Annotated in this window: 12 protein-coding genes and 1 pseudogene; 6 read left to right on the top strand and 7 right to left on the bottom strand. The window is 71.9% G+C overall.

What is annotated here, in order from left to right; genetic code table 11:
* From ACWD0F_RS41430 to ACWD0F_RS41400, 7 genes and pseudogenes are all read right to left on the bottom strand, one after another.
* Positions 1–610 (bottom strand): annotated as a pseudogene (locus ACWD0F_RS41430) (glycosyl transferase); the annotation flags it as partial.
* Between the two features lie 2 nt (positions 611–612).
* Positions 613–1,602, bottom strand: coding sequence for an NAD-dependent epimerase/dehydratase (locus ACWD0F_RS41425; RefSeq protein ID WP_449886818.1), 990 nt, complete (start codon positions 1,600–1,602; stop codon positions 613–615).
* Between the two features lie 37 nt (positions 1,603–1,639).
* A complete protein-coding gene (locus ACWD0F_RS41420; protein ID WP_449886817.1) occupies positions 1,640–2,215 on the bottom strand; it encodes a GNAT family N-acetyltransferase in 576 nt (191 codons plus the stop codon).
* A gap of 30 nt (positions 2,216–2,245) precedes the next feature.
* Complete coding sequence (locus ACWD0F_RS41415; RefSeq protein WP_449886814.1) at positions 2,246–3,226, bottom strand: aldo/keto reductase; 981 nt, start codon at positions 3,224–3,226, stop codon at positions 2,246–2,248.
* Between the two features lie 33 nt (positions 3,227–3,259).
* On the bottom strand, positions 3,260–4,915 hold the full coding sequence (locus ACWD0F_RS41410) for a PH domain-containing protein (RefSeq protein ID WP_449886811.1): 1,656 nt from the start codon (positions 4,913–4,915) through the stop codon (positions 3,260–3,262).
* Entirely contained in the window at positions 4,912–5,439 is a 528-nt protein-coding gene (locus ACWD0F_RS41405; protein ID WP_449886808.1) for a PH domain-containing protein, read from the bottom strand. The genes ACWD0F_RS41410 and ACWD0F_RS41405 overlap by 4 nt, the downstream gene beginning before the upstream one ends.
* A gap of 164 nt (positions 5,440–5,603) precedes the next feature.
* Positions 5,604–6,134, bottom strand: a complete 531-nt coding sequence (locus tag ACWD0F_RS41400) for a hypothetical protein (protein ID WP_449886805.1) — start codon at positions 6,132–6,134, stop codon at positions 5,604–5,606.
* On the opposite strand from ACWD0F_RS41400, the gene ACWD0F_RS41395 reads away from it, so the two are divergent.
* From ACWD0F_RS41395 to ACWD0F_RS41370, 6 genes are read left to right on the top strand one after another with little or no spacing between them, the layout of a single operon-like run.
* Positions 6,120–6,650 carry a GNAT family N-acetyltransferase gene (locus ACWD0F_RS41395; RefSeq protein ID WP_449886803.1) on the top strand — a complete coding sequence of 177 codons (531 nt, stop codon included), beginning with the start codon at positions 6,120–6,122 and terminating at the stop codon, positions 6,648–6,650. The genes ACWD0F_RS41400 and ACWD0F_RS41395 overlap by 15 nt on opposite strands.
* 32 nt (positions 6,651–6,682) lie before the next feature.
* Positions 6,683–7,792: a DegT/DnrJ/EryC1/StrS family aminotransferase gene (locus ACWD0F_RS41390; RefSeq protein ID WP_449886801.1), complete on the top strand. Its 1,110-nt coding sequence runs from the start codon at positions 6,683–6,685 to the stop codon at positions 7,790–7,792.
* Positions 7,793–7,806: 14 nt separating this feature from the next.
* Complete coding sequence (locus tag ACWD0F_RS41385) at positions 7,807–9,180, top strand: NDP-hexose 2,3-dehydratase family protein (RefSeq protein ID WP_449886798.1); 1,374 nt, start codon at positions 7,807–7,809, stop codon at positions 9,178–9,180.
* Positions 9,181–9,221: 41 nt separating this feature from the next.
* Positions 9,222–10,325: a glycosyltransferase gene (locus ACWD0F_RS41380; protein WP_449886796.1), complete on the top strand. Its 1,104-nt coding sequence runs from the start codon at positions 9,222–9,224 to the stop codon at positions 10,323–10,325.
* Between the two features lie 29 nt (positions 10,326–10,354).
* Positions 10,355–10,981 carry a dTDP-4-dehydrorhamnose 3,5-epimerase family protein gene (locus ACWD0F_RS41375; protein ID WP_449886793.1) on the top strand — a complete coding sequence of 209 codons (627 nt, stop codon included), beginning with the start codon at positions 10,355–10,357 and terminating at the stop codon, positions 10,979–10,981.
* Positions 10,982–11,017: 36 nt separating this feature from the next.
* The gene (locus ACWD0F_RS41370; protein WP_449886791.1) at positions 11,018–12,046 is read left to right on the top strand and encodes a Gfo/Idh/MocA family protein; all 1,029 of its coding nucleotides are present in this window, start codon (positions 11,018–11,020) and stop codon (positions 12,044–12,046) included.
* Positions 12,047–12,096 lie beyond the last annotated feature (50 nt).

Here is a 12,096-nt window from a genome sequence, read left to right as displayed (position 1 = left end):
TGAGCATGTCGTCGGTGTAGTCGAAGCCGTATTTGCGGGCGTAGCCGGTGAGCCAGTCGGCGAGGGGGTCGGTGCGCCGGTCGGGGGGTTGTTGCCGGTTGAGGTGTTGGTAGAGCCGGCGGACGCCGCCGTAGACGTCGATGCCGTACAGGAGGCGGGCGTGGGCGGCGCCGCTGGCTTTGGCGGCGATGGGGGCGGCGAAGGTGAGCGGCTCCCAGATGATCAGATCGGGTCGCCACCAGCGGGCGAACTCCACCAGGCCCGCGATCATGGGGAAGCTGCTCACCCGATGCCAGCCCTTCACGGCGTCGGCCATGCCGGGCTTGAGATAGTCCCAGGTCGCCTTGGCCGGGTCGTCGAAGGCGTCGTACGGCGCCATGATGCCCACCCGCAGCGCGTCCAGCGCGTCCTGCCGGTGCTCGGTGATCCGCCACTGGTTGCGGTCCTCGCCCACGGGCACGGCGGTCAGCCCGGCCTGGGTGACCACCCCGGCGAACGACGGCTGGCAGGCCACCCGCACCTCGTGCCCGGCCGTGCGCAGCGCCCACGCCAGCGGCACCATGTACTGAAAAATGCTCTTCTGCGGATTGACCGCGAACAGGATCCGCATGCTCACCCCGTCTCGTGCGCTTCCGCCGCGGCCTCCAGGCCCTCCAGCAGCGGCACCCGCGGGGTCCAGCCGGTCGCCCGGTGGAAGGCCGCCGGTTCGGCCACGAAGTCCAGCACGTCCGTCGGCATCGAGTGGTCCGCCGGCGGGACCGAGACGACCGGGGCGGGCGGCCGCCCCGACCGGGTCGCCACCACCTTCGCGATCAGCGCGAACAGGTCCGCGACACTGGTCGCCTGGCCGGTGCCGATCACCCAGTGCCCGCCCGCGACCACCTCGGCCTGGTCCAGGGCCGTCACGAACGCGGACGCGGCGTCGTCCACGCACAGCAGGTCGCGCTTGGTCGAGCCGTCGTGCCACATCGTCAGCGGCTGCCCGGCGAACGCCCGGCGCATCATCACCGACACCACCCCCCGGTCCAGGGCGACCGGATCCGTGCCGCGGCTGTAGAGGGTGGCGAGCCGCAACGTCGAGCCCTTGATCAGCCCTTCGGCGGTGGCCGCGGCGACGGCTCGCTCGGCGGCCAGCTTGTGCCGGTCGTAGGCGGTCAGCGGCTCGTCGGGCTCGCTGCCGTCGAGCCGCGCCGACGCCGAGCGCCCGGCCTGCGACACCGACCCGGCGAACAGCACGACCGGGGGCCGCGCGCGCCGCTGGGCGCGCACCGCGTGGACGAGGTCGTGAACCAGGCCCAGATTGACCCGTTCCGCCGTCGGATCGGCCGCGGCCGCCCGCCATGTGCTCGCCTTGCCCATGTGCGCGACCAGATGGATCACCACGTCGGCGCCCTGGGCCGCGGCGGCGACCGCGTCGCCCGCGGTCAGGTCGAGGGCGCGGACCTCCACCTCGGCGTGCGGCCGCGGCGGCACGACGACGGGCCGGCGCCCGACGAGCCTGAGGCGGACCGGCCGGGCGGCCAGCTCGCGGGTGATGGCCGTCCCGAGCAGGCCCGAGGCGCCGAGTACGGTGATCAGTGGTCTCGCGGCTGTCGTTGCCACGTCATCTCCTTCGGTCGATCTGGCCGGGGGCGCGCGCTCAGGACGCCTCAAGCGGCCGGGCCGGCGCGGTCCGCCAGGTCAGCGGCGGTGGCAGCATCCCTCTGGTGTTCCTGTCGATGTAGCGCTCCCACTCGGGGCGTTCGATCCGGAAGGTGTGCAGGTCCCAGAGCTGCCCCCGGAAGTAGAGGTGATCGCGCAGGGCGCCGATCTCCTGGTCGCCCTCGGTGATCCCGAACGAGGCGAAGCTGGCCTCGGTGGTCTGTCCGAGCACCCGGTCCACGTTCAGCGTGGCGAAGGCGTAGTTGACCAGCAGGAGCACCGCTTCCGAGCCGATGCCGAGCCGGGAGCGGCGCGGGTCCAGGTAGACCGCGCAGCGGATGTGCCCGGCCGGGTCCAGCCCGTGCAGGCCGCCGAAGCCCAGCCGCTCGCCCGTGCCGGCGGTGCTGACGTGGAAGGCCGCGTAGGCGCCCATCATGCCGCCGCCGCCCGCGCGCATCGCCGGGCGGATGCTCTCCACGCCCGACCGTACGAAAACCTGGGCGAAGCCCGCCTGGTCGGTGCTGCTCGCGGGATGGAGCACCACCCGCCGCGAGGCCGTGTGAGGAAAGAGCACGTCCGTAGGTCCCTTCTGTGCGCGAGGGCCTCAGGCCCGGTTCGAATCCGCGACGCGGTAGCGGTCCCAGGTCATCTCGCCGACCGGCGGCGGCAACTCCTCGATCTCCCTCAGGTCGTCGGCGGTGAGCCGCAGGTCGGCCGCCGCCACGTTGTCCGTGAGCCACTGCAGCTTCCGCGTCCCCGGGATGGGGACGACGTTGTCGCCCTGCGCCATGGTCCAGGCGATGGCCACCTGCGCCGGCGTGGCGCCGTGCCGGGCGCCGATCGTGCGCAGCCCCTCGACGATCGCGGTGTTCGCGCGCATCGCCTCGGGCAGGAAACGCGGGTCGCGCCGGCGGGAGTCGCCGGTGTCGAGCACCGTGCCGCCGAGCGTCCCCGGCAGGTAGCCGCGGCCGAGCGGCGCGAAGGCGAGGAAGCCGACGCCGTGTTTCCTGCTCCAGACCAGGACGTCGGCACGGCTGGCGGTGGCCCACACCGACAGCTCGTACTGCACGGCGGCGATCGGGAAGACCGAGTGCAGCAGCTCCAGCTCCTCGCAGGTGGCGTGGGAGATGCCCAGGGCCCGGACCTTGCCTTCGGTCACCAGCTCGCCCAGCGCGCCCCAGGTCTCCACGAGGGGGACGTCGGGGTCGACGCGGTGGAGCTGGTAGAGGCCGATGGCCTCGACCCGCAGCCGGCGCAGCGACGCGTCGCAGGCGGCGCGCAGGTGCTCGGGCCGGCCGTCGCGCTGGAACTTGCCGTCCGGGCCCACCACCAGGCCGCCCTTGGTCGCGATCGTCACCCGGTCCCCGCAGTCCTTGAGTGCCTGGCCGAGCAGGCGCTCGTTGGCGTACGGGCCGTAGATGTCGGCGGTGTCGAAGATGGTGACGCCGTACTCGACGGCCTGGCGGATGACACGGACGGACTCCTCGTCGTCCCGCTCGGCGGGGCCGTAGCCGTGCGACATGGAGCTGCAGCCGAGGCCGATCGCGCTCACCGAGAGGCCGTCCGTGAGTTGGGTCGTGCGCAATGTCTACCCCCTGTTCACCAGGTAGGTGATAGGTCAGTTGCCCGTGGCGGCCGGCGGCTCTGCGTCCGGCACCAAGAATTCGGCCAGGAGCCGCGGGGTCGCGTCGTGGGCGAACGTCACCGCCTCGTCGGCGGCGAAGTCCGGGATCTCGTAGAAACGGGCGCCGGCCGCGGTCGTCACCCGCACGGTCGTCAGGCCCAGCAGCCGCTGGAAGAGCGACTGGCTGAGCGTCCAGCCGATCACGCCCCGGCACTGCAACGCCACGGTGGCCCGGCGGATCACGCCCGACCTGGACACCAGGTACGGCCCGGCCCTGGCGTGACCCAGCGACCGGTACGCGACCACGGCCAGCGCCCACGCCGGCGGCAGCAGCCACAGCGGGATCTGCCAGAGGGCGCCCGGGATCGCGTCCCTGGCGCCGAGCCAGGCCAGCAGCCCCGCCACCAGCGCCAGGGCCAGGGTCGAGCCGGCGAGCCTGCGGTAGAGCGCGGTCCGCGGATGGGCGCGCAGCGGCGTCTCCAGCGGCCGGTGCTCCGCGCCCAGCACGGCCAGCGCCACCCGGCGCGCCTCGGTCACGGACGTGCGGGGCAGGATGGCGCTGGAGGCGTCGCTGCCGGGCACCCAGCGCAGCCCAGTCGAGATCACCTCCGTCTCGGCCAGCCTCATCCACCGCGACAACAGCGGCTCACTGAGGTGGATGCCGCGCAGGCGCCGCTCGTCGCGCAGCACCTCACGGGTCTGGAACAGTCCCTGCCTGGTCAGCAGCACCGTGCCGGCCTCGGTCGCGGTGCGGACGAGCTGGAAGTTCCACTTCTCCTTGAGGAAGGTGATCATCAGCCCGATCGTGCCCACGACGAAGCAGCCGGCCGCGCCGACGGCGATCGACCATCCCGTGCCGAGGCTCTCCCAGCCCACCGCGCCGGCCAGGATCTCCCTGAGGTCAACGTCGAACATCTGCAACGTCATGTAGGAGCTCCACAGGAACAGCGCGGCGGCGAGGAACGCCCATATGCTGATCACGTTGTAGAGGAACCACGACCACCGGAAACGGGCGATGACGTCCTCGTCCGCGGCCTGCCCTGTGACGTGGTCGGTGGCCTGTTCCGCCCCGCCGAGTCCCAGCAGCTCGTCGCGCAGGCGCTCCGCCGCGTCCGAGGTGACCGCGTCCAGTTTGAACGACGTGCCCGCCTCGCCGGAGGACAGGTGCACCACGCGCAGCCCGGCGAGCTTGTGCCGGAGCTTGGCGCTGGTGTCCGCGGTCCTGATCCGGTCCCTGGGAACGGAGCGGGAGCGGCGGACCAGCCAGCCCCGGCGGATCTCGACCCGGTCGGGCGTGACGCGGTAGCGCGTGGTCACCCAGCGCCTGAAGTCCATGACCGTGGCCAGCGCGCCGATCGCGGTGGCGACGAGGATCGGCCAGGCGTCCAGGCCCCGGCCGAACACCACGGTGACGAGCACGCTGGGGATGATCGTGAGCACGAGCCTGACCGCGTCGACCCAGGCGACCCGGCTGCTCAGCCGGGACCAGGGGATGCCGGCCCAGCGGTCCGCGCCGGGTTCGGGAGCCGCCTGCTGGTCTGCGGCGGGTTCGGGATCAGGCGGCCGGTCCACGGCGGGTTCGGAAGCCGCAGGCCCGTCCATGCCGGATTCGGAAGCCGCAGGCCGGTCCACCGTCTCGCCCGGGTTCACGTCGCGTCCCCCGGGGTGTCCTGGGTGATCTCGGTCAGCCGCCGGGCCAGCTCGCCGGCCACCGTCACGTCCAGGCCGGCGATGCCGATGCCGCCCTCGCGGGAGGCGGTGGTCACCTTGAGGGTGGCCAGGCCGAGCGCGTTCTGCAGCGGGCCGCGCCTGGTGTCGATGGACTGGATCCGGGAGATCGGGATGATCCGCCATTCGCGGGTGATCCAGCCGGTCAGCGAGTAGACGGCCTGGTCGGTGACCTCCCAGCGGTGAATGAGGTAACGGCACGCCGGCATGACCGCCACATTTACCGCATAAATCGCCGCGACGATAATCAGCAACGGTCCCAGCCACGACCGCACGCCGGGCACGAGCCAGTACGCCGCACCCAGCGCGGCGGAAACGGCTATTCCCCACAGCAGCGCGTTCAGCGTCCACATGAGAATGACCCGGCGGTCCAGCCGGTTGCGTGGCGGGCGCAGTTCGAGCGGTTTTCGCATCAGTCGGGAAGCGGGGTGATGGGTGTCGGACATGTCGCCATCCTGATTTCGTGGTCGTCCGGGGCACGATAAACGGATCGCGGCCAATTGCATTCGCCGCGCCCGCGTTTTCCCGGCCGGCTCCCGCGCCCCGGGAGCCGGCCCGGTCGCGCCGCCGCGCTGTCTCGCTGGCGGGACAGCGCGGCTGACCGGCGACGCTAGGCCGGCGTCTTCTCCTGGGCCGCCGCATCGTCGGCGGTGGTGAAGCGGACGATGAATTCGGCCAGGTCGCGGAAGGTTTCGCCCTCGAAGCCCTCGAACCGTTCGAGCAGCTTCAGATGGGTGACGTTCTCCAGTTCGAGCAGCACCTGAACCATCGAGAACGAGTCCAGGTCGTGCAGGGACTCCGGCTGAGGCACGTCGGGCTGCTCGGCGCAGATCATCTCGGCCGTGCCCCGTACCATCCGCTCCACATCATCGACCAAGGTGAGGTCGACACCGGCGGCGAGATCGTTGTCCGACATGTTTATCTGTCCTTTCATGCGGCCATCGGCGATGTTCTGTGTTGCGAAGCGAGCCGCCTCGAATGCTTTTATCGGTCGGTAAACGCCGCCGACAGTAGTCAGCGCCGACCGGGCAGGGCAATAGCGCCCGCCCTTTCCCTGGAATAGCCGCTCCGCACGCCGGTGTGGTAGACCTTGGAAAAATTCCCGTGAAAGGAGGGCGACCGAGAAATGTTGTTTCCCCATACCGAGTCCGGGCAGGTCGAGCTGCGCCCGGCCGGCGTGAAAGACGCCGCCAAGGTCTACGACATCCTTTTCCGGCTGGGACACGGCGGGCTGCCGCTCCTCGACAGATACGTCGAGGGCTTCGGCCGGGGCCTGGCCGCGTGCTTCCTCGTCCACCGGAAGGACACGGGGGAGACCGTCGGGGTCAGCACCCTGGGCGAGCTGTCCATGGCCGGGCACCTGAAGGCGGAGGTCCACCTCGCGGGCGAGCCGGAGGGGATCCGGCGTGACACGACCGCCCTCACGGTCAACTTCGCGTTCGCGATGTGGCGCACCAGGAAGGTCTACCTGCACGCCACCGACCCCGCCGTCGAGGAGCTCGGGTTCGCCGGGCCGCACGCGGCGATGGTGCGGGCCGAGGCGGTCCTGCCCAAGCACACGTACTTCCACGGCCGGGTCTGGGACGTCCACGTCTTCGCGGTCTACCGCGAGGACTGGGACGAGCACGGCGTGGACCTCGTCAAGAACATCGTCTGAAAGAACATCGTCTGAAAGGGTGACGTCTCCCGATGACCCTCTACGTCTGGGGCTACCTGCCGGAGTATGAGAAAGAGCGCGACGACATCCTCGACGCCGTCGACACCGTGTTCCGGTCGGGCAGGCTGGTGCTTGGGCCGTCCGTGGAGTCGTTCGAGCGCGAGTTCGCCGCCTACCACGGCCTCGCCCACGCCGTGGGCGTCGACAACGGGACGAACGCCATCGTGCTCGGCCTGAGAGCCCTCGGGATCGGCGCCGGCGACGAGGTGATCACGGTCTCGAACACCGCCGCGCCGACGGTGGTGGCCATCGACGCCGTGGGGGCCGTCCCGGTGTTCGCGGACGTCGACCCCGAGACGTACCTGATGGACGTGTCGCAGGTGGAGGCCGCCATCACCGAGCGCACCCGCTGCCTCCTGCCCGTCCACCTGTACGGCCAGTGCGTGGACATGGCGCCGCTGGAGCGGCTCGCCGAGCGGCACGGCCTCGTCATCCTGGAGGACTGCGCGCAGGCCCACGGGGCCCGGCACCACGGGCGCGTCGCCGGCTCGATGGGCAGGGCCGCGGCCTTCTCCTTCTACCCGACCAAGGTGCTGGGCGCCTACGGCGACGGCGGCGCCACCGTCACCGACGACGACGAGGTGGCCGCCAGGCTGCGCCGCCTGCGCTACTACGGCATGGAGAACAGGTACTACGTCGTCAGCACCCCCGGCTACAACAGCCGCCTCGACGAGGTGCAGGCCGAGATCCTGCGGCGCAAGCTCACCAGGCTGGACGACTACGTCTCCAGGCGGCGCGCCATCGCCGACCGTTATGCCGAGGCGTTCGCCGGCACCGGCCTGATCACCCCGGCGACGGCGCCGGGCAACGAGCACGTCTACTACGTCTACGTGGTCCGCCATCCCGAACGCGAACGCGTCATGGAGGGACTGAAGGAGCACGGCGTCTCGCTCAACATCAGCTATCCGTGGCCGGTACACACCCAGTCGGGTTTCGCGCACCTCGGCTACGCGAAGGGGTCACTGCCGGTGACCGAGGCCGTGGCCGAGGAGATCTTCTCGCTGCCGATGTACCCCTCGCTCTCCGACGCCGACCAGGAACGGGTCATCGACGCCCTGCACGCCGTGCTGGCCGGGCTCTGAAGAAGGACGACCCCATGACCCGACCCGCCCCGACGGCCGAGGGCACGGATGACGGCGCGCTCATGTCCACCGCCGCGTTCCACGACTGGTGGGCCGAGCGGCTCGCCGCCGGCCGCTTCGACGTGCGCAGGATCCCGTTCGCCGAGCTGGACGCGTGGTCCTTCGACGCCGGCACCGGCAATCTCGGGCACGCGAGCGGCCGCTTCTTCACCATCGAAGGGCTGCAGGTGCGCGACGGCGGCGTGGACACCTGGACGCAGCCCGTCATCAACCAGCCGGAGATCGGCGTGCTCGGCATCGTCGTCAAGAGGTTCGGCGGCGTGCTGCACTGCCTGATGCAGGCCAAGATGGAGCCGGGCAACGTCAACACGCTGCAGATCTCGCCGACCGTGCAGGCCACCAGGAGCAACTACACGCGGGTGCACCGCGGCGCGCTGCCGCCGTACCTGGAGCTCTTCCTCGGATCGCGGCGCGGCAGGATCGTCGTCGACGTGCTGCAGTCGGAGCAGGGCGCCTGGTTCTGGCGCAAGCGCAACCGCAACATGGTCGTCGAGGTCACCGAGGACCTGCCGGTGCGGGAGGACTTCTGCTGGCTCACCCTGGCCCAGATCCGCGAGCTGACCAGGATCGAGAACCTCGTCAACATGGACGCCAGAACCGTGCTGTCCTGCCTGCCGTTCGAGATGCCCGCCCGGGCCGGCGCGCCCCGCGACGCGTTCGGCGAGGCGCTCGTCCGCTCCTACCGGCATCCGCAGGGCGCGCTGCACACGGCGGGGGAGGCGCTGAGCTGGTTCACCGAGGCCAAGACCCGCTGCGACTGGTCGGCCCGCCTGGTGCCGCTCGACGCGGTCAAGGGCTGGGAGCGCGGCGCGTACGAGCTGGCCGAGCGCGACGGCCGGCTGTTCAGGATCATCGCGGTCGAGGCGGAGGCCCGCACCAGGGAGGTCACCCGTTGGACGCAGCCCCTGCTGTATCCCTGCGGCCAGGGCCGGGCGGTGTTCCTGGCCCGGCCCATCGAGGGCGTCCTGCACCTGCTCGTCCAGGCCAGGCCCGAGTACGGCCTGATGGACATGGTGGAGATGGCGCCGACCGTCCACCTGCCGCCCGGCATGGACGCCCAGGACGTCGAGGACCCGTTCCTGCGGGGCATCCTGCTCTCGCAGAGCGGCGTGACCAGGTACGACACCGTGCTGTCGGAGGAGGGCGGGCGCTTCTACCAGGCGCTGACCCGCTACCAGATCGTGGAGGCGGGCGACGAGGTCCCGCTCGACGTGCCGCCCAGCTTCCGCTGGATGACCGTCCGGCAGTTGCTGGACCTGCTCCACCACGGCCACTACCTGAACATCGAGGCCCGCAGCCTGCTCGCCTGCCTGCACAGTCTGTGCTGACCTCCCGCCGCCCGGCGGAGGAGAAGAAGTCGGAGTCTTCGATGCGCCTGCTGTTCACCACCGCGCCGCTGCGTGGGCATCTCCACCCGCTGGTGCCGCTGGCCTGGGCCGCGCGCGTCCTCGGTCACGAGGTCGTGGTCGGCGCGCCGGAGGCGTTCTGCGCCGTCGTGGCCGCGACCGGGCTGCCCGTCGCCTCCCTCGGCGCCGCGGACGGCTTCGTCGAGCTGGTGGGTCAGGAGCCGGAGGCGGAGGACTCCGCGGGCCGCAGGAGGGCCCACGGGCACGCGTTCGGCCGCATCGCCGCCCGTTGCCTGCCCGGCGCGCGGGCGCTGGTGGACGACTGGCGTCCTGACCTGGTCGTGAGCGAGCGGGCCGAGTTCGCCGGGCCGCTCGCCGCCGCGGCCGCCGGCGTGCCGCACGTGGAGTACCAGTGGGGCGTCGCGCCACTGGCGGAGTACGGCACGGCCGCCGCCGAGGAGCTCGGCGCCCGGCCGCCCGAGCCCGCCGAGGTGCTCAACCCCTGGCCGCCGCGGATGCGGCGGCCGCACGCGGCGCCGCACCGCGGCATCAGGGACGTGCCCTACTCGGGGGAGGGGCGGGTGCCCGGCTGGGCGCTGCGCCCCCGCTCGCGCCGGCGCGTCTGCGTCACCTTCGGCACCGTCGTGCCGCGGCTCGGGGCCGAGCGGGTCGGCGGCCTGCTCCTTCCCCTGCTGAACCGTCTGTCGGGGCTCGGCGCCGAGGTCGTGGTGGCCGCGGAGGAGCAGGTCGTGGCCGCCTGGCCGGAGCTCGCCGGCGCGGCCGACCACGTCGGACGGCTGCCGCTCGCGCAGGTGCTGCGGGTCTGCGACCTGCTGGTGAACCACGGCGGCCACGGCACCGTGCTGACGGCGCTGTCCGCCGGCTGCCCGCAGCTCGTCATCCCGCAATTCGACGACCAGTTCGACAACGCCGACGCGGTGGCGGCGACCGGCGCCGGAATCCGGCCCGCGCCCGGTGAGTCCGGGCCCGGGCAGCTGGCCGAGCGGTGCCGCGAGCTCCTCGGCGATCCCGGCTACGCGGCCGCCGCGGCCGGCGTCGCCGCCGAGATCGCCGCGCAGCCCGACCCGGTGGACGTCGTGAACCTGTTGGAGAAGCTGGCGAGCTGATCGCCGCACCGAACCGAGGAGCCCGCCCCATGTTCCAGGAGAACGCGATCACCGAGCTGTCGATACCCGGCGCGTTCCGGCTCACCCCGCCGCAGTACCCCGACGTGCGCGGCTATTTCATGGAGGGTTTCCGCGGCGGGGTGTTGTCCGACGCGATCGGCTACCCCTTCGTGACCGGCCAGGTGAACTGGTCGGCCAGCCGGCGCAACACCCTGCGCGGCATCCACGGCACCACGCTGCCGCCCGGGCAGGCCAAGCTCGTCACGTGCGTGCGCGGGGCGGTGCTCGACGTCGTGGTGGACCTGCGGGTGGGCTCGCCCACCTACGGCCGGTACGAGACCACCCGCCAGGAAGCGGACTCCGGCGTTTCCGTCTACCTCTCCGACGGCCTCGGCCACGCCTTCCTCGCACTGACCGACGACGCGTGCATGAACTACGTGTGTTCGGAGGCGTACATGCCCGGAACCATGATCGAGATCGACCCGCTCGACCCCGCGATCGGCATCCCGTGGCCGCTCACCGAGCCCCCGATCATGTCCGAGAAGGACGCCGGCGCCCCCACCCTGGCCGAGGCGCGCGCACAGGGGCTGCTCCCCGCGTACGAGGACTGCCTGGCCCACTACGCCGCGCTGAAGGCAGTCCCCTGCCCGCACTGACGCCCCCTGCCCCTGCTGTTGAGCGGAGTTCATCTGATGAGTGCCAGGACCCCCGACGGGCTGCGGATGGCGGTCATGGGCTGCGCCGACATCGCCTGGCGGCGGACGCTGCCCGCGATGGCCGGCGATCCGCGGGTGCAGGTGGCGGCGGTCGCCAGCCGGGACCTGAGGCGGGCCGAGCGCTTCGCCGAGCGGTTCGGCGGCGTGCCCGTCGAAGGGTATGAGGCGCTGCTGGAGCGCGCCGACCTCGACGCGGTCTACATCCCGCTGCCGGCGCTGCTGCACGCCGAGTGGGTGGAGCGGGCGCTGCGGGCCGGCCTGCACGTCCTGGTGGAGAAGCCGATGACCGGCAGCCACACCGAGACCGCCCGGCTGGTGGCGCTGGCCCGGGCGCGCGGCCTGGTGCTGCTGGAGAACTACATGTTCCTGCACCACTCCCAGCACGCCGCCGTCCGTGACCTGATCGCCGGCGGGGCCATCGGCGAGCTGCGCGGCTTCGCCGGCGCCTTCACCTTCCCGCCCAAGCCGCAGGGCGACATCCGCTACCAGCGCGAGGTCGGCGGCGGCGCGTTCCTGGACTTCGGCGGCTACCCGGTGCGGGCGGCGCTCTACTTCCTCGGCGACCTCCAGGTCGTCGGCGCGGTCTTCCGGCACGACCCGGAGCTGGACGTCGTGATGTCGGGCAACGTGCTGCTGAGCACCCCGGACGGCGTCGCGGCCCAGCTCACCTTCGGGATGGAGCACTCCTACCACAACGCCTACCGGCTGCTCGGCAGCACGGGGCAGATCCTGCTCGACCGCGTGTTCACCCCGCCGGAGACCCACCGCCCGGTGTTGCGCATCGAGCGCCAGGACAGCCGCGAGGAGCTCGTGCTGCCCGCCGACCACCAGTTCGCCAACGTGATCGCGGCGTTCGCGCGGGCGGTGCTGCACGGTGAGGACCTGAGCGCCCAGCAGGAGGGCACGCTGCGGCAGGCGCGGCTGATCGACGAGATCGGGGACACGGCCGTGTACGCCGACATCCGCTCGGGCACGCCCCGCGCGGCGGCCCCCGTCCCGCACTGACCTGCCGTACGGGAGCCGCCGCCGTTGCACGCTGACCTTCCGTCCGGGAC

This window comes from Nonomuraea sp. NPDC002799, assembly GCF_053592075.1.
Note: the sequence above shows the minus strand (reverse complement) of the source record. Positions and strands in the feature narration are given on the sequence as shown.